The sequence below is a fragment of the Prosthecobacter fusiformis genome, assembly GCF_004364345.1.
GTDB classification, from domain to species: domain Bacteria; phylum Verrucomicrobiota; class Verrucomicrobiia; order Verrucomicrobiales; family Verrucomicrobiaceae; genus Prosthecobacter; species Prosthecobacter fusiformis.
The window spans coordinates 244,282-264,700 of the sequence record NZ_SOCA01000003.1 but is presented as its reverse complement, the minus strand read 5'-3'; the positions used below and the strand labels follow the sequence as shown (position 1 = coordinate 264,700).

16 protein-coding genes are annotated in these 20,419 nt (G+C 57.0%); 5 read left to right on the top strand and 11 right to left on the bottom strand.

Annotated features, from left to right (window positions below):
- Nucleotides 1–14 precede the first annotated feature (14 nt).
- Nucleotides 15–1,496, bottom strand: coding sequence for a carboxypeptidase M32 (locus EI77_RS10520; RefSeq protein ID WP_133795226.1), 1,482 nt, complete (start codon nt 1,494–1,496; stop codon nt 15–17).
- Between the two features lie 5 nt (nt 1,497–1,501).
- Nucleotides 1,502–4,075: a protein kinase domain-containing protein gene (locus tag EI77_RS10515; protein WP_166647177.1), complete on the bottom strand. Its 2,574-nt coding sequence runs from the start codon at nt 4,073–4,075 to the stop codon at nt 1,502–1,504.
- A 205-nt stretch (nt 4,076–4,280) separates the two neighbouring features.
- On the opposite strand from EI77_RS10515, the gene EI77_RS10510 reads away from it, so the two are divergent.
- Complete coding sequence (locus EI77_RS10510) at nt 4,281–5,570, top strand: acetylxylan esterase (RefSeq protein ID WP_133795224.1); 1,290 nt, start codon at nt 4,281–4,283, stop codon at nt 5,568–5,570.
- Between the two features lie 5 nt (nt 5,571–5,575).
- On the opposite strand, the gene EI77_RS10505 is transcribed toward EI77_RS10510, so the two are convergent.
- Nucleotides 5,576–6,838, bottom strand: a complete 1,263-nt coding sequence (locus EI77_RS10505; protein WP_133795223.1) for an NAD(P)/FAD-dependent oxidoreductase — start codon at nt 6,836–6,838, stop codon at nt 5,576–5,578.
- A gap of 162 nt (nt 6,839–7,000) precedes the next feature.
- Here EI77_RS10505 and EI77_RS10500 point away from each other — a divergent pair, with 162 nt between their 5' ends.
- From EI77_RS10500 to EI77_RS10485, 4 genes are all read left to right on the top strand, one after another.
- Nucleotides 7,001–7,681, top strand: coding sequence for a DJ-1/PfpI family protein (locus EI77_RS10500; RefSeq protein ID WP_166647176.1), 681 nt, complete (start codon nt 7,001–7,003; stop codon nt 7,679–7,681).
- A gap of 78 nt (nt 7,682–7,759) precedes the next feature.
- Nucleotides 7,760–8,542, top strand: a complete 783-nt coding sequence (locus EI77_RS10495) for a hypothetical protein (RefSeq protein ID WP_133795221.1) — start codon at nt 7,760–7,762, stop codon at nt 8,540–8,542.
- A gap of 97 nt (nt 8,543–8,639) precedes the next feature.
- A complete protein-coding gene (locus EI77_RS10490; protein ID WP_133795220.1) occupies nt 8,640–9,014 on the top strand; it encodes an NADH-quinone oxidoreductase subunit A in 375 nt (124 codons plus the stop codon).
- Nucleotides 9,015–9,027: 13 nt separating this feature from the next.
- Entirely contained in the window at nt 9,028–9,345 is a 318-nt protein-coding gene (locus tag EI77_RS10485) for a Dabb family protein (protein WP_166647175.1), read from the top strand.
- Nucleotides 9,346–9,384: 39 nt separating this feature from the next.
- On the opposite strand, the gene nagB is transcribed toward EI77_RS10485, so the two are convergent.
- The 8 genes from nagB to EI77_RS10445 all read right to left on the bottom strand — a co-directional run bounded on the left by nagB (nt 9,385) and on the right by EI77_RS10445 (nt 20,417).
- On the bottom strand, nt 9,385–11,271 hold the full coding sequence (gene nagB / locus EI77_RS10480; RefSeq protein ID WP_133795218.1) for a glucosamine-6-phosphate deaminase: 1,887 nt from the start codon (nt 11,269–11,271) through the stop codon (nt 9,385–9,387).
- Between the two features lie 189 nt (nt 11,272–11,460).
- On the bottom strand, nt 11,461–12,093 hold the full coding sequence (locus tag EI77_RS10475) for a bifunctional 4-hydroxy-2-oxoglutarate aldolase/2-dehydro-3-deoxy-phosphogluconate aldolase (protein ID WP_133795217.1): 633 nt from the start codon (nt 12,091–12,093) through the stop codon (nt 11,461–11,463).
- 109 nt (nt 12,094–12,202) lie between these two features.
- Nucleotides 12,203–12,520 (bottom strand): putative quorum-sensing-regulated virulence factor, encoded by a 318-nt coding sequence (locus EI77_RS10470; RefSeq protein WP_133795216.1) that lies wholly within the window; start codon nt 12,518–12,520, stop codon nt 12,203–12,205.
- 251 nt (nt 12,521–12,771) lie between these two features.
- On the bottom strand, nt 12,772–14,394 hold the full coding sequence (gene groL / locus EI77_RS10465; protein ID WP_133795215.1) for a chaperonin GroEL: 1,623 nt from the start codon (nt 14,392–14,394) through the stop codon (nt 12,772–12,774).
- A 135-nt stretch (nt 14,395–14,529) separates the two neighbouring features.
- Nucleotides 14,530–14,826 (bottom strand): co-chaperone GroES, encoded by a 297-nt coding sequence (locus tag EI77_RS10460; protein WP_133795214.1) that lies wholly within the window; start codon nt 14,824–14,826, stop codon nt 14,530–14,532.
- A 155-nt stretch (nt 14,827–14,981) separates the two neighbouring features.
- Nucleotides 14,982–15,557, bottom strand: coding sequence for a hypothetical protein (locus tag EI77_RS10455; RefSeq protein WP_133795213.1), 576 nt, complete (start codon nt 15,555–15,557; stop codon nt 14,982–14,984).
- 110 nt (nt 15,558–15,667) lie between these two features.
- The gene (gene dnaK, locus EI77_RS10450) at nt 15,668–17,617 is read right to left on the bottom strand and encodes a molecular chaperone DnaK (RefSeq protein ID WP_133795212.1); all 1,950 of its coding nucleotides are present in this window, start codon (nt 17,615–17,617) and stop codon (nt 15,668–15,670) included.
- A gap of 289 nt (nt 17,618–17,906) precedes the next feature.
- Nucleotides 17,907–20,417, bottom strand: coding sequence for a hypothetical protein (locus EI77_RS10445; RefSeq protein WP_133795211.1), 2,511 nt, complete (start codon nt 20,415–20,417; stop codon nt 17,907–17,909).
- Nucleotides 20,418–20,419: the final 2 nt, after the last annotated feature.

Here is a 20,419-nt window from a genome sequence, read left to right as displayed (position 1 = left end):
CAAGCGCGAGATGCTTACTCCGCAAACCGCTCACGCAAATGCTTGAGATGCCATTTGGCATCCGTCGGCTTGCCAGTGGCGTGTTCCATAATCTCGCCCGGCAATGGGGTGCCTCCTTGGGAATGGACGTTGCTGCGCAGCCAGCTAAGAAGCGGGGCGTAGTCGGCCCGGTCCAGAGCAGCGGCGATTTTCTTTTGTTTACGAGCGGTAGCGAAGAGCTGGGCAGCGTTCAGATTGCCCAGGGTGTAGGTGGCGAAGTAACCGAGGCCGCCCATGCTCCAGTGGATGTCCTGAAGACAGCCGTGGGCATCATCGGGAGGCACCATGCCGAACAAACTTTCAAATTCCTCATTCCACGCGGCTGGCACATTCTTGACAGCCAATTCTCCACTGACGATGCGACGCTCAATGCTGAAGCGGAGAAGGATGTGCAGGTCATAGGTAGCCTGGTCCGCCTCGACACGAATGAAGGAATACTCGGCGCGGTTGATGGCGCGGAGGAAGTCATCCAGCTTGATCTTCTTGAGGTGCGGGAAGATCTCGGCCGTGCGAGGCAGCCACTTTTCCCAAAAGCTGCGGGAGCGGCCCACATGGTTTTCCCACAGGCGGCTTTGTGATTCGTGAATGCCCAGCGAGCACGCACGGCCTGAGGGCAGTCCGAAATCATCCACGGGCAGGCCCTGCTCATACAAACCGTGGCCAGCCTCATGCATCACGCCAAAGAGTGAAGAAGTGAAATCACTTTCATCGTAACGTGTGGTCAGGCGTATATCGGCGGGGCCGAGGGTGGTGCAAAAGGGATGCGCGGTGGTATCGATGCGACCCGCCTCGAAGTCGAAGCCCAGGCTGGCGGCCACTTCTGCATTCAGAAGCTGCTGCTTTTCCACCGGGTATTTACCACGCAAAATGTTAGGCTTCACGGAGGCGCTTTGGTCCACCGCCTGCCGGGCGATCTGGGTGAGGTCCGGCTTCAGTTTGGCAAAAAGGGTAGCCACTTCACGGGTGCGGGCACCGCGCTCATAAGTCTCCAAAAGGGCATCGTAAGGCTCGTCGGCGTATCCCCAAAGGTCCGCTTTTTTCCGCGCCAGAGTGACCAGCTTTTGGAGGTGCGGGGCAAAGAGGCTGAAGTCGGACTTCTTGCGTCCTTCGGCCCAAGCAGCTTTGCCATGGGCGCAGAGTTCGCTTTCCTCGATAACCAGCTTTTGCGGCAGCTTGGCGGCGCGGTCATAGTCACGACGTAATTCACGGAGATTGGCAGCCGCTTTGGCATCCCGGGGCTTGTCAGATTCAGCCTTGGCCAGCAGCTTGCGGAAAACGGTGCCGGTAGCCAGGGCATGGGCCTTGCCATTGAGATAGGCCATCTGGCGAGCCCGATGATTCAGCGAGCGCGCAGGCATGTAAGTCTCCTGATCCCAGGAAAGGGCGGCCTCTGCAGAGGTGAGGACGGAGACCTCTTGGGCGAGGGCGATGAGCTGGTCGTAGGCGGAGGATGACATGGGAATTATTTCAGCTTCGTGAGCCGGTCCTGCGCCCAGATGAGCCCCTGCTGGATGGTGTCATCCCCAGGTACCAATGCGGCGAGTTTTTCCCAGCGTTTCACGGCGAAGCTGAAGGCATTTTTGGCATCCTCTTTTTTGCTGAGGGACTGGCTTGTGTGGCCCAAGACGCCATACATCTGGGCTAGCTGGATCTCCTGGCCTTTACGCTCAGGGGTCAGCCGTGCGTCCGGTTCCTTGGATAGCAAGGCTTCCAGGGCGGTCACTGCCTGCTGAACGATGGGCAGCGCAGCACTGGGCTTGCCGAGGTCGGACATCAGCTCTGCATACTCTCCGCGAAGTTTGGCCAGGAGTACGCCGAACTGCAGATTATCCGGCTCTTCGGCCAGGATTTCATTCAGCAGTTCAATGCCATCCTGCTTCTTCTTTACCGCCTCGGTATTGTTGCCTGCATCACGCTCCAGGAGGGCGATCCCGCCATAGTTTTTTGCCAGAAGGTATTTCACCTCAGCCCATTCTGGCAGCAGCCGGTTTAGCTCCAGCAAAATCGGGATGGCCTGCATGTAAGCTTCACGCGCTTCTTTGGCGCCGATGCTTTTGCCGATGAGTTCAGCCAGTTCAGTATAGGCATCCGCCAGCATCAGAGCCTGCTCCTGATTGCGCGGGGATGAGCCCATGACGAGTTCACCCATTTCTGTCACCGCATCAATCAAGGTCGTCAGCGCATCTTGGATGCGACCCGCATCCCGCTGAGCCAGGCCTTTGGCAAATTTGGAGCGAGCGAGCAAAAATTGCTCCTCAGGGATCGGCTCTGCACCGAGCAACTTGGGATCCAGCACATCCTGCACATGAGCCAATGCTTTCTCCGCTTCTGTTAATTCACCGTTGTGGAGCATGCGCCGTCCGTATTCCATCCACGCACGAGCACATTCATTGCGCGCCAGCCGATTTTTTGGGTCCGCCGCCAAACCTTCAGTGAGGCTGTTGGTCGCATCCCCCAGCAGCGCCAGTGAGGCCCCCTGGTCTCCCTTGCGACTGGAGAGGTCAGACAGCAGCAGACTGTATTTGCCGAACCATTGATGATACAAAGGAAGACGCGGGTGCCCCTTGCCGTCCCTCAGGAGCAGCGCAGCCTGGTCCCTGGCCTTTTCAAGGTAATTGCGCGCTTCTTCGTAATTGCGCATGCGGAGGTAGATCTGGCCTATGTTTCCATAGGACCTCAGTCGCTCAACACCCAGCGCGGGATCCTGTTCCAGCGGTGGCAAGCCTGCTAGGCAGAAGGCCAGGGCATCCCGAAGCTGGCCTTTGGAAAATTCGGTATCCAGCTCGTTGCTGGTCGGAGATTGCAGAAGCTGCGTCAGGAACTGATCCACTGCCGTCTGCGAATGCTGCAAATTGGAGTCCGCTGTTTTTTTCTGTGCCAGGGCAGTATCCCTCTGACTGGTGAGACTGGTGATCTTTTGCTCTCGGGCATTGATCTCCCGCTGCAATACCGTTTCATTTTCCTGGATGACGATTTCACCTTTTTGGGCACGGCGCAGTGTCATGAACGCATAGGTACCGCACATGACCAGGGCAGTCATCAGACTGAGGGCGATGACTTGCAGCATGCGAACTTTGACCGCCTGCTTTTTCCGCTCCTGTACCGTTTGTTCCCGGGATTCCTCCAGCAGGTAATCCGATTCCAGAACCTCAAACTCCCGCACCACTTCCCGCATGTCCGTCCAGCGGGCAGCAGAATTCAGGTCCAACGCACGCTCAATGATGTTGCGGCGGCGTTCATCCCACTTGGATTGGGGTTCATCCGGCCAGGTGATCTTGGGCTGCGCTCTGACGGCGGCCACAAGCGCTGCACTGTCAATCCCATAGGCTAGGCCAGAAGATGCTTTCTTTTGCACCGAGGCCACCTGCTCCACCCAGGCTCTGGCTCCACGAGGCAATTGCCCGGTCAAAAGACGGTAAGCCAGAACACCGAAGCTATAGACATCCCAACTGGCCCCGTATCCGGCAAAGACGCCTTCAGGATTCTCCGCCTGATCCGGGCAGAGATGCACAAAATGATCCGTCAGGTCCAGATGGTGAATGCCCCCCACCCAGCCCTGGGCCATATCCGTGAGCCGGATGCTGGCTTCAGCATCATCCTCCAGCAGCACATTGCACGGGCGCAGGTTGCCATGCGGGATGCCGTGCCGGTGCAGCCAAGAAAGCGCATCGGAAAGTTGGTAAATGTAGTTCCATGCCTGCTCCGGGTTCGGCTGGGTGCAGAGAGATTCCAGCGTCGGCGTCTGCCACAGGCGGCGGCCTTGCGCATCTTTCATCATCACACCCACCAGAGGCATCGCGGTGTAATACGGGCTGCGGTCGAAGTTAAAATTCTCCACCGGCAGCACACCCCGGTGGTGCGGCATCTGTTGCAGGGCACCCAGGGCAGTCGCCAGGGCCTTGCGATTGATCGCCATGGAGGAAAAGACCTTCACGGCGCAGGCTTTGCCGCCTGCACTTGCGCGATACACTGCTCCGCAACTTCCGCTGCCGATCAAGTCCTGCAATTCATGTCCAGCGATATCCGGCAAACTCATGCGAGGCGTGCGGCAGGGGTTGTCATGGTAAGAAAATAAAACGCGGGAAGCAGCGCTTACCGGAAACCTGCAACGCGCAGGAGCCAGGGTCAAGCCAGCGCTTTGACGGGAATTCGATGTAAAACGTTCATCCGTCATCCTTTCCAGGCACACTGCATCCTGCTAGCCGACAGGTTTTTGTGTGCTAAGCGTTGATTTCGACCTCATGATCCGCTGTCTCCTGTTCCTATTTCTCACTCTTTCCCTCGACGCCCAGACGGCTAAGACACCCGCTCTGGTGATCAAGGCAGTGACAGACCGGCCAGATGCCTTTTACAAAGTCGGAGAGACCGTGAAATTCGACATCACCGTCAGTCAGCAGGGAAAACCCTTATCCCAAGGCAAGGTGCTCTGCAGCCTGTCCAAGGATGGTGTCGAGCCACGGCGAACTGAAACTCTGGACCTTCAAAATGGCATAGCCAGCCTTACAGGAACACTAGGTGAACCAGGTTTTCTTCACCTGCGGGTCAGCACCCCTGAAAAGCCCGAATTTGCCCAAGCTGGCGCTGCATTCAGCCCGCTTGAAATTGCCCCCAGCCTGCCAGCACCTGATGATTTTGATGCTTTTTGGACGGCCCAAAAAGACGCACTGGCCCAGGTGAAGATGCAATTCACTCTCACGGCGGTGAAGAGTCCGGCAGCCCAAGTGGAGGCCTTCGACGCGCAGGTCACCTGTCTGGGAGCGCCTGTTTCCGGCTACTTTGGTAAACCGCAAGGCGCTACCCCCAAGAGCTGCCCTGCCATCCTCTTTGTCCATGGAGCAGGTGTAGGTGACTCCACCCTTGGTGCCCTGGCGTGGTCTGCGCGTGAAGGCGGAATGCTTTCCATGGACATCAATGCGCATGGCCTGCCGAATGGCAAACCGAAGGCTTTCTACGAAGAGCAGGCTACCGGTGCCTTGGCCAATTACCGCTACCAGGGAAGGAATGACCGTGAGCAATGCTACTTTAAAGGCATGTTTCTGAGAGTCATCCGGGCGCTGGATTTCCTCACCGCACAACCTGAATGGGACGGCCGGACATTGATCGTTTATGGGGGCAGCCAGGGAGGATTCCAGGCCTTTGCAGCCGCAGGTCTGGATCCTCGGGTGACTTTCTTTTGCGCCGGGGTTCCTGCGGGCTGTGACCACACCGGCAGTGTTGTCGGCCGCATCAACGGCTGGCCGAAGCTGGTGGAATTTACTGACGGCCAGCCATCTGCAGCAGGCCTGGAAACGGCACGTTACTTTGATAACGTCAACTTCGCCACCCGTGCCCGGTGCAAAGGGGCCGCAGTGACCGTCGGCTTCATCGATACCGTCTGCCCGCCTACCAGCGTGTATGCGGCTTATAATGCCCTGACCATTCCGAAAAACATTTTCACCATGCCCCTGACCGGGCACAAGAGCAGTTCGGAAGCCAGCACCTTCCTGACAGAGGCCGCCCTGGCCCATGTGCGGGCCATGCGGGGAAACTGAAGAGTTTATTCGTCCCGGTTCAGGATGATCCGTGCGCCCCGCTGCCAAGTGAAATAAGACCACACCCAGTGCAGGAAAACGGCGGCGCGGTTTCTCATGCCGACGAGGAACAGCAGGTGGACGAAGAGCCACATCAGCCAGGCGAAGAAGCCGCGAAAATTCATCCCTTTAAAAGTGGCCACCGCTGCCTTGCGGCCGATCGTGGCCATGCTGCCCTTATCCCAATAGGCGTAAGGGATGCGGTCTCCATCTTGAATCACTTTGGCGATGTGCTGGCCCATCTGGATGGCTGCAGGGCAGACCCCTGGGACTCTCACTTTGTTCACATCCGTCAGGCTCACCAGATCCCCTGCCGCATAAACTTGGGGATAGTCCGGTAGGCTGAGATCCGGCTGCACCTGGATGCGGCCACCCCGGTCCAGAGGAACACCGGCCAGCGTTTTAGTGACCGGGCTCGCTTCCACCCCGGCAGCCCAGACGATGATGTTCGCCTCGATCCGCTGGTCTCCAGCGATCACATAACCTGGGCCCATTTCGCTAACTGGACAGTTTAGGTGAACCTTGACGCCCATGTCCTCGAGGTGTTCGCGGGTGTAATTCGTCAGTTTATCGGGGAAAACCGGCAGCAGCTTGGGCCCCGCTTCGATTAGGTGCACATTGGATTGGGTAGGATCAATGTGGCGGAAATCATCACGCAGGACCACCCGCGCCAGCTCAGCCAGGGATCCGGCCATTTCCACCCCCGTCGGCCCACCACCCACGACTACCATCGTCAGCAGCCTGGCCGTCTCGGCAGGGTCGTTAGCAGCCTCGGCTTTCTCATAGGCCAGCAGCACTTCCCGGCGGATGCGCATGGCATCATCCAGGCTTTTGAGTCCAAAGGTAAAGGGTTCCCATTCATTGCGCCCAAAGAAACCCGTTTTAGCACCCAGGGCGATGACCAGGTGATCATAGGGCAGCGTGCGCTCCTTGGTGATCACCTGTTTCCCTTCTAGGTCGATGCGCACAACCTCATCCATCAGCGTGGTCACATTCTTGTGGTCAGATAGAATGGAACGCAGTGGCTGAGCGATCTCCGTGGTGGAAAGGCCCGCTGTCGCTACCTGATACAGCAAAGGCTGAAAAAGATGATGATTCCATCGGTCCACCAGGGTCACCTGAAAGTCCGGATTTGTCAGCGCCTTCGCGCAAGACAAGCCGGCAAAACCGCCCCCCAGAATCAGCACTTTTTGGGGACGCTTCAGGGCAGCGGATTCAGTGGGGGTCATGTGATTGAATAATGCAGTTTCATCTTTTAGACAAGCAAGCAACAGGCCAGACAGATGTGCAGAAAGCAGAGGTCATATGCAGCGGCGCGTCATACAAACTTCACCTCGCGGGCACACAGGTTCATGCGTCGCCCTTGTTTTCCCGTTTTGCTTAGCCTTCTGATGGCTCTTTTCTGCTTCGAAGTACAGGCCGCAGATACCAAGGCCTCCGCCAAGGATGGCAAAACCTTGACACTCGGCGTCCTGCTTTTTCCCGGGTTCGAGCTATTGGATGCGTATGGCCCTCTTGAGCTTTGGGGCAATATGAAACAACGGGTAAGCATCGTCACCATCTCCCAGAAGATAGGTCCGATCTCCAGTGCCCAAGGCCCGCAAACAGTTGCCACGCATGACTACGCAACCGCGCCACCGCTGGATCTACTCCTCGTCCCAGGAGGTTTTGGAGCGTTCAAAGCATTGCAGGATGAAACCACGCTCTCTTGGCTGAGGGAACGTTCAGGAAGCGCACGGCTCACGATGTCTGTTTGCAACGGTGCCTCCATCCTCGCCGCCGCAGGGCTGCTGGACGGTCGCCCCGCCACCACCAACAAAGCCTATTGGAAAGCCGCTACCCGCTATGGAAACAACGTCAAATGGGTGCCGCAGGCACGTTGGGTAGATGATGGTAGCATCGTCACTTCTTCCGGTGTTTCCGCAGGCATCGACATGACTCTCCACGTTATCAGCCGCCTCTTCACCTTGCGGCTGGCTGAAAAGATGGCGGATGAAATTGAGCACGAGTGGCATCGCGATTCTTCGTGGGATCCCTTCGCGGTCAAGAACGGACTGGTGCCTGCGCACTGAGTCCCCGCAGGCTACTCTTGATCTAAGGCCATCCTTGGCTGTTGAACATTCCCCTCCGCAGAGGTTCTTAGCTTGATCATGATCACCCGTACATTCGCCTGTCTTTTCCTCATTGCCGGACTGCCAGCGCTTGCAGTGGCGGAGACACCGAAGGTCATCCACGTTTTTGTGGCTCTGTGTGATAATGCCACTCAGGGTATCGTGCCGGTGCCTGCCAAAATTGGCAATGGAGACGACCCCGACCGCAATCTCTATTGGGGCTGCGATGACGGCATGCGTCAGGTCTTCAAACGGTCCGCTTCCTGGCGACTCGTGGAAAGTAAAAGACAGCCTGTCCCGGCAACTGTTCTGGAAAGGCTGATTTTTAAACACCGGCAGAAGGATGTTTGGCTAGTCGCTCATGCCTATCGCGGAGCTGAGATGAAACAGATGATGGATGATTTTTTACAGGGTGTTAGCGGCGTGGCAGGCCCCGAAATCCTCGCCAGAGAGGGAGAAAGGGAAGTGAATTTGCCAGGCTCCGGCCAAGCCCACTTTCTGGCCTTCATCGGGCACAATGGACTGATGGATTTCAGCGCTCCTTTCCCCAAAAACCAGCGTGGGGATACCCCGGTGCCAGTGACCGTGCTCTGCTGTAAAAGCCACTCGTATTTCACCCAAGGCCTGCGGGAAAGTGGTGGCCAGCCTGTTTTGATGACCTCCCAGTTCATGTATCCAGGCTCATTCCTCCTGCATGCTCTTTTAGACGGCTGGCTGGCTGGGGAAAAAGGAGATGCCTTGCGGGAGCGCGCCACAGCGGCTTATGCGCGGAATCAAAAAATCAGCTTAAAATCAGCCCGTGGAGTCTTCGTGACACCGTAAAAAAAGGCAGAGAATGGAAACTCCTTGGATTGTGGTCACCCGCCGCCTTGACGCTGGGGCCAGGGTCGTTTAATACTCCGCGCCCCTCTCCCCTGTCATGATTGAGAATTATCTCCCCGTCCTTCTTCAAGTCGTCCTCGCGGGCGGGTTTGCCGGTGTCACCCTTCTGGTATCGGTTTTGTTTGGAAAATCCGCCAAGCGCACAGCCATTAAAGACAGCTCCTATGAGTGCGGGATGCTGCCGCTGATGGAAGGCCAGCCCCGCTTCAGCGTGAAGTTTTACGTCGTGGCGATGCTCTTCGTGCTTTTTGATATCGAAGTCGTCTTTCTCTATCCAGGAGCCATCATCTATAAGGATTACCTGGCCACTTTTGGCCTTGGTATTGCCTGGGCAGCTCTCGGTTTCATCAGCATCCTCGGTGTGGCCTTCCTGTATGCCTGGCGCAAAGGTGTGCTGGATTGGAAGAACTGACCCGTTCCCTGCCATGATCGCCTATCTCAGCCTCTACAAACTCAGGCCGGAGGTTACTGAAGAAAAATTGGAGGACATGATGTCCCGCGCACGCATGGCCCTCCTGCGGGTGCCGGAAGTGCTCACTGTTAAAACCGGCAAGCGCGTCAACCCCAACGATCCCTTTCCCTGGTTCGTTTATCTGGAAGTGGAGAGCATGGACAAGCTGGCCATCTGCCAGGATGACCCCCATTACATCAAATTCCGTGAGGAAGTCCTGAAGCCCAACGTGGCCGAGCAGGACGCCACCGCCTTTGAGATGGAGCCTCGAAAGAACGTTAAGTATTCCTAACTTGGGAAGCCCCACCTCATTGAGAAAATCGGTTTCGGGTTATACCCGGCTCCACCTCTGAAATGTCTCGATGGCCTCGTATTCAGCGAGGCCGAGTGCATCGTAATGGCGGGCGTTTTCGCGGTTGGATTCTGGAGACGAGAGTTCAAGGCTGGAAAGCGAGCCGTAGCGGGAAAGCGCACGACCTTTGCGCCCGAGCTGCATCGGGCTTAGCGGTACCGCCATGTCGATCTCGTGCGCTGCCAGCGGCTTTTCCTTGCCCCTGTAGAGCCATAGGCTGGCGCTGCCCGCCCACTCTTCGCCCCGGCAGGTCTTGAGCGTTTTCTCTAAAATCTTGAAGCAGATGCCTGCCACGCTGCTCGGGTCGGCTGCATCACCGGTGGCATAGATCTGATGTGGCTTGTGCTCCCGCAGCAGAGAGGTCAATGCATCGACATCCGCTTCACAACTCTTGAACCGACGGTAACGCCCTTGCTCGTAGAAGGGCAGGTCCAGGAAAGTCACATGGTCATTGCCCACACAGCATGCATGGGCAGCATCGCGTAGTTCACCTCGCAGGATCAGACCTTTGAGCTGGCGCAGGACGGGGGTGTCTTCGCCAAATTCACCCTTCTCCTCCAGCAGGCGCAGTACCTCACGTGCATAGGCTGTTTGGTTCTGCCAGGCAGGACTGTCTTTGACAATCCCTGCCAGTTCCAAAAGTGTACCGGCAAATTTGTCCGCCTCACTGTCGGCAATGCGCAAACTGCCGCTGGTCAGAGCCACGATCCGCACGTCATGGCCTTGCTCCACCAGTCGCTCAATGGTGCTGCCCATGGCCACGATGGCATCCTGGGGTTCAGGACTGAAGACGAGCACCCGCTTCGGATAAGGGGTCGCACGTTCTGGACGGTAAGTATCGTCCTCGTTCGGCTTGCCCCCCGGCCAGCCGGTGATGGTGTGCTGGAGCTGGTTAAAGATGCGGATGTTGAGTTGGTAGGCCGGCCCCTGCTCGGAGAGCAAATCGCTCAGACCATGCTCATTGTAGTGCTCATCGGTCAGCTTCAGCACCGGTCGATTGGTTTTAAAAGCCTGCCAGCAGACGGCGCGGCGTGTCTCCCTCGGCGTCCAGGAAACCGGTCCCACCAGCCAGGGCAGCTTCACTCGCGTCAGCTCCCGTGAAGCACCACTGTCAATAAAGAAGCGAGCATCCGGATGGTCTTGCAGGAAGGAGGCGGAAATGGCTTCGGTCACGGGTCCCTCCACCGCTTTGGCCACCATCTCGGCCTTGTTTTCCCCCCAGGCCATGAGGACGAGCTTCTTGCCCCGTAGAATGGTGCCCACCCCCATGGTGATGGCAAAGTGCGGCACATTTTCCTCACCGCGGAAATCAGCAGCTGCATCCTGGCGGGTCACCCGGTCCAGTGTGATGCGGCGCGTCAAGGAATCCCGGCTGGATCCCGGTTCGTTAAAGCCGATGTGACCCGTTCGGCCAATCCCCAGAATTTGAAAATCAATGCCGCCTACTGCGTCCATTTTTTCTTCATACTCACGGCAGTGGGCGAAAACTTGATCTCCCGGGACTAGGCCACTCGGGATATTGATGTTCGCCTTTGGGATGTCGATGTGATCAAAAATCTGTTCCCGCATGAAGCAGGCATAGCTTTCCGGGTGGTCACCGCTCAGGCCATAATATTCGTCCAGGTTGAAGGTGATGACGTTTTTGAAACTCAGCCCTTCCTCCTTGTGCAGGCGGATCAGCTCCCGATAAAAAGGCACCGGCGTAGAACCTGTGGCCATCCCCAGCACCACGTTTTTCCCCTCTTTCGCCCGTTCTTCAATCAGCGCCCTCACTTCCTCAGCCAGGGCCTTGGCAGCAATGCCAGAACTGGGGAAAATATGCGTCGGGACGTGCTCGTAGGACTCAGCTAGGGTGCGGCGGGACATGGGGGCGGTTGGCAATGGTTGGTAAAGATAAGCGGCGAGGCGCTGATTCCTTATACGCGGATTCTGGCCACGATTCGTCAGCACTCAACACCGAACACAGCCACTCTGCCCCAGTCGGGCTGAGCGCGCACGTATTCCTGTGACGTGGATAGGCCCTGCCGGGACCTGTTTTGTCCACTTATGCAGACTTTATATCCCTGTGCACACCGTCTTCACCGTTTGAATGCTGGCCTGGCGGATCTTTTCCCATTCACCTTGTTGCACCCATTCCCGCTTGGCCATCCAGCTCCCGCCACAGGCAAAGACACTAGGATTTTGTAAATACGAGGCCAGATTTTCAAGATGAATGCCGCCTGTCGGAAGAAATTTCATTTGTGAAAACGGCCCTGCCAAGGCTTCGATGGCAGCCATGCCACCGAAGACATGACTGGGGAAAAATTTCACCATTTTGACGCCCAAGTTCTGCGCCTGCATGATCTCCGTCGGTGTAACCGCACCTGGAATGACCAGCAGATCCCGCCGCGTAGCATGACGCAGAATGTTTTCATCCAGACCCGGAGTCACAATGAAGCGTGCACCCAGCCGCCAAGCCGCATCAAATTGGGCTAGCGTCGTCACTGTCCCCGCACCCACGATCATGTCACGCCTGTCGATGATCCGCTCCAGGGCGGCGAGTGAATCCGGTGTTCGCAGCATTACCTCAACGATGGGAAGACCGCCTTCCACCAAAGCATCCGATAGTGGTTTAGCGGCCCTTTGATCATCAATGACCACCGTGGGAATGACGCGGTGCTGGGCGAGGAGATCAAATGTCTCGTTCATAGGTCAGAAGGATTTAAGGTCCCTTCATCAGTACCGGAATGATGATCATGGGTTACATGAAAATTATATCTTCCATAGAGGCAACCCCTTGAAACCGCCGAAACTCCCGCTAACCGGCGTCAGGAAAATCAAAACGCTTCTTTCTTTCTGGACGCAGCCGGGTGGGTCCACCGCGCTGTTTGCGGAAGACATCAAAGACGATGTCTGAACCGTCCACTTTCATCTGGTGCACCATTTTCAAAAGTGTGCCCAGCCGTCCTTTGGGAAACCCTGCTTTGTTAGCAAACCAGCCCAGGTATTCCGCCGGGATGTCATAGATGGGCACGCCATACGGAGGATGGTGCTGGGGGCCATACTTTCCAAAAGGCATGTGCGTCCGCCCGATCTCTTCAAAATCACGCTGCATCTGGGCGGCCAAGTCATCCATGTTTCATCAAGCGTCCAGCCACGCGTTTTGTCCAGTGAGGAAAATATTCCAGGCTTCAGCCCGAAGACAAAAACGGACCGGAAGTTACCTTCCGGTCCGTCGTTGGGGGTTTGGGTTTTTATCGTAAGGTCTGCCTCCGCAAGCTCCCGGTATGCGGAGGCAGCTCTCTCAAGACAAAAGGGTTGAAGAGTAGCCTCCCTTATACAGACAGGCCGCTCCGAGATGAGTTCAAAAAAGAACTCATTAATTCATTACATCATGCCACCGTGGTCGTGGGCGTGACCTGCGTCAGCCTTCTCTTCCTTCGGAATGTCAGCGATGAGGCACTCAGTGGTCAGAAGCAGACCGGAGATGGAAGCAGCGTTCTGGAGAGCGCTACGAGTCACCTTGGCTGGGTCAACGACACCAGCTTTGATCAGGTCTTCATATTTGCCAGTGGCCACGTTGTAGCCATGGTTACCTGTGCCTTTCTTGACTTCAGCGACGATCAGAGCGCCTTCGACGCCGGCATTGGCAGCCAGCTGACGGAGAGGAGCTTCGATAGCGCGAGCCACGATTTCAGCACCGGTTTTTTCGTCACCCACCAGACCCAGATCGCCGATGGCGGCCTGAGCGCGGATGAGTGCGACACCACCGCCAGGAACAATGCCTTCTTCCACCGCAGCGCGGGTGGCGTGAAGGGCGTCTTCCACACGGGCTTTCTTTTCCTTCATCTCTGTTTCGGTAGCAGCACCGACGTTGATGACGGCCACACCACCGGCCAGCTTGGCAAGACGCTCCTGGAGCTTCTCACGGTCGTAGTCGCTGGTGGTTTCTTCGATCTGGCGCTTGATCTGGCTGACGCGGCCGGAGATGGCTTCGCTGCCGCCTTCGCCTTCGACGATGACGGTGCTTTCTTTGCCGATCGTGAGGCGCTTGGCCTGGCCGAGGTCGGAAAGCTCGATGTTCTCAAGCTTGATGCCGAGGTCTTCGGTGATGCAGCGGCCACCGGTGAGGATGGCGATGTCTTCCAGCATGGCCTTGCGGCGGTCGCCGAAACCAGGAGCCTTCACAGCCACGATGTTGAGCGTGCCACGGAGCTTGTTCACGACCAGGGTCGCAAGAGCTTCGCCTTCCACGTCTTCAGCGATGATGAGGAGAGGCTTGCCGGAGCGGGCCACTTTCTCAAGCAGAGGAAGCATGTCCTTCAGGCTGCTGATCTTCTTCTCGTGGATGAGGATGTAAGCGGACTCAAGGTTCGCTTCCATGGACTCAGGATCCGTGACGAAGTAAGGGGACAGGTAGCCTTTGTCGAACTGCATGCCTTCGACGACGTCGAGGGTGGTTTCGATGGACTTGGCTTCTTCGACCGTGATCGTGCCTTCCTTGCCCACTTTGTCCATGGCTTCGGCGATGATGTTGCCGATAGCGGTGTCCCAGTTGGCGGACACGGTTGCGACCTGGGCCACTTCCTTGCTGTCCTTCACCGGAGTGCTGATTTCCTTCAGCTTGGCCACGATAGCTTCAGTAGCCTTGAGGATACCGCGCTGCAGGGAGGTCGGGTTAGCGCCGGCGGTCACGTTGCGGAGACCTTCGGAATAGATGGCTTCAGCCAGGACCGTTGCAGTCGTGGTGCCGTCACCAGCGATGTCAGAAGTCTTGGAGGAGACTTCCTTGATGAGCTGGGCGCCCATGTTTTCATAAGGATCAGGAAGTTCGATTTCCTTGGCCACGGTGACACCGTCTTTGGTGATCGTAGGGGAACCGAATTTCTTCTCGAGGATGACGTTACGGCCAGCAGGGCCAAGGGTAGCCTTGACAGCGCGGGCGAGTTTGGTGACGCCGCGCAGGAGAGCCTGACGTGCGGATTCGTCGAAGTGGAGTTGTTTAGCCATAGTAAGTTAGCGTGTTTGAGGTGTGGGGTTGTGAATGGTGGGCAGTCTCACCTGCTTCAAGTGCACAGGCTTCAGACCTGCATTTGCCGGACACGATATCCGGCTCACTCGGAACAGGCAGGATGCCTGGGCCGGTTAGGCGATGATACCGAGGATGTCGGTTTCGTTGACGATGAGGAGGTCCTCACCGTTGACCTTGACTTCGGTGCCGCCGTACTTGGAGATGAGCACTTTGTCGCCAGCCTTCACGGTGAAAAGAGTGCTGACGTCTTTGCCTTCGTCATCTTTGCCAGTGCCAAGGGCGAGCACTTCAGCTTCCTGTGGCTTTTCTTTGGCGGTGTCGGGGAGGAAGATCCCACCGGCGGTTTTTTCTTCGCTGATGGAGCGCTTGAGGAGGACGCGGCGTCCAAGCGGGGTGATTGCGGTAGCCATAGTTGGTCTATTTTCTGCTAGCGGTTTAGTTGTTCTGTTTGGTTTGGTTCATCTGCCCGGCTCGCAGTCACGCATGACATGTGTGGCGGCCAGCCGGGCGGAAATTTTTTTGAGGGGAAAATTGCGGGAGAGGAGAAGTCGAAGACGGGCGGAAATTATTTCGCCGGAGGCTGATTTTCTTTGATGGCGACACCATTACTGGCGCGCTCGACACCGCCATAGCTCAGCTCTGGCGTAGCTTCACCGATCTCCTCGACGAGGAAGCCGACGATGCGTTTGGGGTCTTCCGAAAGGACAGCCTGCAACAAGTGGGACTTGCGCTGGTCATCGTATTTCGAAATGTCCATGTCCAGACGCACAGAGCCGGGCTCACCGGATAGACCTTGCATCTGGGCCGCCAACTCCACGGTGGAGTTGATCTTGCCTTGCAGGGCCTTGTCCTGTCCTAGCTTTTCCAGCGCCTTCATCAGGCTCGGTTTAACTTCGGGTGTATTCAGCAAGTCAGCAGCGTTTTTGTCAGGGTATTGGGCGATGATGTCATCGGCCTCATCGGCCAGTTCATCATTTCTTATTGCCTGTGTATCCCTGGGATCTTCAGCCAAAGCCTTGTTTAGCTCGGCCTCAATCTGAGCTTCGGAAACGACCACAGGTTTTGGAGAAGGTGGCGGTGTAGGGACCTGGACCGTCTTTTTTTGACCACATGAAACGAGAAGCGTGAGGACAACTGCCATCGCGAATCCTGGGATGAATCGACGATTCGCGGACCCTCCTGGGCTTTCACAATTGCTGCAACCTTTCGGCTGCGATGTCATCACGCTTCGCATATTCAGGAGGTCAGCGTTTACTTGTCCTTGTCCACGACTTCGAAGTCAGCGTCCACGACCTTTCCTTTGTCCTGAGACTTAGGCTCGGAAGCGGCAGGACCTTCGGAAGCACCGGCCATGCCTCCCATGTCGGGCATGCCACCAGGAGCGCCTGCGGCACCGGCCTGGGCAGCAGCTTGATAAGCGGCGGCAAAGAGTTTTTCGAGCTCTTCAGTCTGGGTCTTCATCTTGTCTGTGTCAGCGGACTCGATGGCGGACTTCAGGCTGGTGAGCTTGTCCTTGATCGGGGAAAGCTGGTCGGCTGGGACTTTGTCTTCCCATTCCTTGAGCTGCTTCTCGATCTCGAAGGACAGGCCTTCAGCCTTGTTCTTCACTTCGACGGCTTCCTTGCGCTTGAGGTCTTCCTCGGCGTGCTCTTCAGCATCGCGCTTGGCTTTTTCGATCTCGTCCTGGCTGAGGCCTGAGCTGCCCTGGATGGAGATCTTCTGTTCCTTGCCCGTGGTCTTTTCCTTGGCAGAAACGTGAAGGATGCCGTTGGCGTCGATGTCGAAAGTCACTTCGATCTGAGGTTGGCCACGTGGCAGCGGCGGGATGCCGTCCAGCTTAAAGGTGCCCAGCGTTTTGTTGTCGCGGGACATGGGGCGCTCACCCTGGAGGATGACGATTTCCACGCCGGGCTGATTGTCAGCGTAGGTGGAGAACACCTGGCTGTGCTTTTTCGGAATGGTCGTGTTACGAGGAATCATCGGGGTGGCGACACCGCCGGCTGTCTCGATGGAGAGGGTCAGAGGTGTGACGTCGAGAAGGAGCACGTCCTTCACGTCACCTTTGAGCACGCCGCCCTGGATGGCAGCGCCGATGGCGACGACTTCATCCGGGTTCACGCCCTGGTGAGGATCTTTGCCAGCGAGTTTCTTCGCGGTTTCCACCACTTTAGGCATGCGGGTCATACCGCCGACGAGGACGAGTTCATCAATCTTGCTAGCGTCCAGCTTGGCAGCAGCCAGACAATCCTTCACCGGCTTGATGGTGCGCTCGAACAGGCTGTCCGTGAGCTGCTCCATCTTGGCGCGGGTGAGGGTTTTCATGATGTGCTTTGGCCCGGTGGCGTCGGCAGTCACGAAAGGAAGGTTGAGGTCGTAGCTCTGGCTGGAGCTGAGGGCGATTTTGGCCTTCTCGGCTTCTTCCTTGATGCGCTGAAGCGCGTCAGGCTGGCCGCTGAGGTCAATGCCGCTGTCTGCTTTGAATTCGTTGACGATCCAAGTGATGAGGGTGTTGTCCCAATCGTCACCGCCCAGGTGGGTATCGCCATCGGTAGCCAGCACTTCGAAGACGCCGTCGCCGATTTCCAGCACGGAGATGTCAAAAGTGCCGCCGCCAAGGTCATACACGGCGACTTTTTCGTCGGACTTGCTGTCCAGGCCGTAAGCCAGGGCGGCTGCGGTCGGCTCGTTGATGATGCGGCGGACGTTAAGACCGGCGATTTCACCAGCCGCCTTGGTGGCGTTACGCTGGCTGTCGTTGAAATAAGCGGGGACGGTGATCACGGCTTCCGTGATGGTCTCACCCAGCTTGGCTTCGGCGTCTGCCTTCAGCTTGGCCAGGATCATTGCGCTGACTTCCTGAGGGGAATAAGTCTTGGTTTCGCCGCCGACTTCCACCTGCACGTGGGCATCGCCATTGGCGGCGGCCACGATCTTGTAGGGCATGCGCTTGTCTGCATCGTTGAGCTCAGCGAATTTGCGGCCCATCAGACGTTTGACGGAGAAAACAGTGTTGCGCGGATTCGTCACGGCCTGGCGCTTGGCAGCCTGACCGACGACACGTTCGCCACTCTTGGTGAAAGCGACGACGGAAGGCGTCGTGCGTGCGCCTTCTGAGTTTTCGAGCACCGTAGCCTTGCCACCGTCGAGGACGGCCATACAGGAGTTGGTGGTGCCGAGGTCAATGCCGAGGATTTTGCTCATGGTGTGTATTTAGAAAAGGGGGTTGGGAAAACGGTCTGTTCTGGTGCATCTTCTATGGCACACAGCGTGCCAGCACGAAGCATCAAGCCCTAATCCGTTGATAATGAATGAGTAACAAAATAGAGCGCTTGATATTCCGCCCTATAACCGAGTCTAATAATGCCATTTAGACACATTTGGCGTGACACTTGGCACTTTACCACGGCGCAACTGGCACTTTGAGGCCACCGTGTTTCATGACTCCCTTACCCTGCCCATAGATCGCTAGGCAAAGCTACTTTCGATGCCTTCACTCCTTAGAAAATTCTTTGTCGAGAGCGTCCAGATATTTGGAAATTGGGTCCGTCCGCGGAGGCAGTTCGTTTTGGATCGTCTCCGGCAATTTCAAATAATCTTCAAAAAGACCTGACATGGCAGGCGTATCGTTGGCCTCGTGGAGGTCCAGGAGGTCACGCACGGCATCGGTTTTCGTCCGTGCTTCCTGGGTGCGTGTACGCAGCGTGCGCAGGCGATCATCCAGCCCCTTGGTCTTACCCTTGAGAAGGTCCTGCATAACCAAAAGGTAGTCACCGATAATGGGGCGGAACAGTACAGCAGCACGGTTTTGCAGTGCCCCGAGGGAAACGACGTTTCGTTCCAGAATCTGGGTCAAATCTTTCCGCTTCAGAATCACCGCGTAATCTTCAATAGGGATCGTTGCTGCAATCGGTTTCTCATCCTCTGGCGGAAGGGATTTGGCGGCAGCCTTAGGCTGAAGAGCTTTTGCTTTTGGGGCAGGCGCAGGCTCCACAGGCAGCATGATGGATGGTTCCTCGACCGTTGTTTCCTCCGGGCTTTCATTCTTTTTATCACCAAAGAAAGGCAGGCGGGGGAATCCACGCTTTTCCTTTTCCACAGCCTCGCCGGCCTCGGCTTTTTTATTTTCTGAAGCAGCAGCCTCAGTTTTTTTAGGGGCTTCGGGCTCGGCAGGATCGTCCTCCGTTTTCTTTTTTCCGAACATGCCGAAAAATCGTTTTTTCCCTTCCGCCGACTCTTCCTTTTCAGCCTCCGCGCCGACCTGCTGCATCACAAGAACACAGACCGGATTGTCAGAAAGGAGTTCGGCGACGAGAGGATCCCGTGGGGATGAAACCGAGGCCTTTTTATCCTTGTCTTCTGCTGGGGATTCCTCAGTGGATTTCTCCTCCTTGCCCTTTTTACCTCCGCGAAACCAGTTCATCGGATTCAGGTTTGAGGGCTTTTCTGCCTCAGATTCTTCAGCAGGTTTCACCGGAGCCGCCTTTTTTTCCGGGGCAGCCTTAGGTTTAGCTTCAGCAGGGGATGTCTCTGCTTTCCCCTCTTCTGTGAAAAGGCGATTCAGCAGCGGCTTGCGCTTGCTGGTTCCAGGCGATCCGGTTCCCACTTCAGGTGCGGTTTCTACAGATTCCGGCAGGTCTTCTGGCAGGGCAGCAGCGCTGCTTTCAGATTCAGCACGGGCTGCGGCTTCGATGGCAGCATCGATTTCGTCGTCGCTAGTTTTGCGCCGCGGGAAAGGATTCAGACGGCTCATCAAGCCACGCTTTTCACTTCCTTCTTCAACCGTAATTTCAGGAGGAATGCCGATCTCTTCAGGCTTCAGCACAGGTTCATCCACAGCGGCCTGGCTCACCCGAAGCGGCTCCGGCGCAGCTGCACGGGGAGGGCTGGGTTTTACAGTGGCAACAACGCGGCGGGAAGTGGCGGGAAGCTCCGATGGCTTTGCCTGAATGCGAAAGGTCAGTGCCTCCTCCAGCGCTGCGAGTGTGTCCTGCGGACTGAGGGGCTCCCCCATGCCAGGGCTGGCCAGGGTGGCGAGTTGCAGCGCCCACCATTTGTTCAGGCTAGCATCGCTGGCCGCAAAGTTGGGGAACCATTGGTTGAGGAGCTCGCGCTCACTGCGGGGATCGCTAGCCAGGGCGTTGAGAAATTTGCCCATCCGCAGTCCGCTCTCCGGCTGGTCCAGCAGGGCGAGAACGAGGGCGCAGCAAGAGGTCTGGTAGATGGTTTTAGAAAGCGAATCGTCGATGTCGGAAGCGGATGCTTCAATGATCTCCTCAATGCCGAAAATCTTGCCGCTTTTGAAAATGGCGGCGAAGAGTGTACTGGGCCGGGCACGCTGGCGGTAATCGGAGGCTTCCAGGATCCCCAGAAATAGCCAGTCTGGCAGCAGCAGTTTGCGCTGGGCCGTGATCTCCTTTTGATCCCGAAGGATCCGCTCCGCCAGAAGTGCACGGATGATTTCCTTACGCAGATCCGTCGGGCGCAGATCTGGACGGAAATTGACATTCACCTGGATGTGAAACCCGCCATGCGTGAGCTGGGAGATGACCGTGGTGGCAGTTTTATCCGCCTTCCGGGCAGCCTCACCTGAATTCACCAAAACCACGACTGGCAGCGCCCAGGACTGCTTGTCATGCAAAAGGGTGCGTAATTCCTTGGAAATGTCTTCACATTTGCTGGATAGGGCACTGCGCAGCGTCAGGTCATCCCCATGGACGATAAACTGGCCGCTGGTGCTGGTAGAGGAACCGGATTTCGGCTTGCTCAGCGGCGGAATGGCAGAGGCAGCCGGGCCACCTAACGGGGGGAGTGCGGCCAACGCAGAAGGGGGCACAGCGGCTGGCAAAGCCTGCAACTGGCCAGGCAAAGGTGGGGCCACGGGTGTGCTCAATGTAGGAGAGCCCGGCACCGGTGGCGGGGACTGCGGAACCTCAGGCGCAGTCTCCTGAGCACCCAGGCTGGAGATGAAAAAGAGGGAGACAAAAACGGCAGCGCGTGACATCG

What these genes read in the sequence shown, in the direction of transcription:
- EI77_RS10520 (WP_133795226.1), bottom strand. Translation starts at nt 1,496, where the DNA reads ATGTCATCCTCCGCCTACGACCAGCTCATCGCCCTCGCCCAAGAGGTC.
- EI77_RS10515 (WP_166647177.1), bottom strand. Translation starts at nt 4,075, where the DNA reads ATGAGTTTGCCGGATATCGCTGGACATGAATTGCAGGACTTGATCGGC.
- EI77_RS10510 (WP_133795224.1), top strand. Translation starts at nt 4,281, where the DNA reads ATGATCCGCTGTCTCCTGTTCCTATTTCTCACTCTTTCCCTCGACGCC.
- EI77_RS10505 (WP_133795223.1), bottom strand. Translation starts at nt 6,838, where the DNA reads ATGACCCCCACTGAATCCGCTGCCCTGAAGCGTCCCCAAAAAGTGCTG.
- EI77_RS10500 (WP_166647176.1), top strand. Translation starts at nt 7,001, where the DNA reads ATGGCTCTTTTCTGCTTCGAAGTACAGGCCGCAGATACCAAGGCCTCC.
- EI77_RS10495 (WP_133795221.1), top strand. Translation starts at nt 7,760, where the DNA reads ATGATCACCCGTACATTCGCCTGTCTTTTCCTCATTGCCGGACTGCCA.
- EI77_RS10490 (WP_133795220.1), top strand. Translation starts at nt 8,640, where the DNA reads ATGATTGAGAATTATCTCCCCGTCCTTCTTCAAGTCGTCCTCGCGGGC.
- EI77_RS10485 (WP_166647175.1), top strand. Translation starts at nt 9,028, where the DNA reads ATGATCGCCTATCTCAGCCTCTACAAACTCAGGCCGGAGGTTACTGAA.
- nagB (WP_133795218.1), bottom strand. Translation starts at nt 11,271, where the DNA reads ATGTCCCGCCGCACCCTAGCTGAGTCCTACGAGCACGTCCCGACGCAT.
- EI77_RS10475 (WP_133795217.1), bottom strand. Translation starts at nt 12,093, where the DNA reads ATGAACGAGACATTTGATCTCCTCGCCCAGCACCGCGTCATTCCCACG.
- EI77_RS10470 (WP_133795216.1), bottom strand. Translation starts at nt 12,520, where the DNA reads ATGGATGACTTGGCCGCCCAGATGCAGCGTGATTTTGAAGAGATCGGG.
- groL (WP_133795215.1), bottom strand. Translation starts at nt 14,394, where the DNA reads ATGGCTAAACAACTCCACTTCGACGAATCCGCACGTCAGGCTCTCCTG.
- EI77_RS10460 (WP_133795214.1), bottom strand. Translation starts at nt 14,826, where the DNA reads ATGGCTACCGCAATCACCCCGCTTGGACGCCGCGTCCTCCTCAAGCGC.
- EI77_RS10455 (WP_133795213.1), bottom strand. Translation starts at nt 15,557, where the DNA reads ATGGCAGTTGTCCTCACGCTTCTCGTTTCATGTGGTCAAAAAAAGACG.
- dnaK (WP_133795212.1), bottom strand. Translation starts at nt 17,617, where the DNA reads ATGAGCAAAATCCTCGGCATTGACCTCGGCACCACCAACTCCTGTATG.
- EI77_RS10445 (WP_133795211.1), bottom strand. Translation starts at nt 20,417, where the DNA reads ATGTCACGCGCTGCCGTTTTTGTCTCCCTCTTTTTCATCTCCAGCCTG.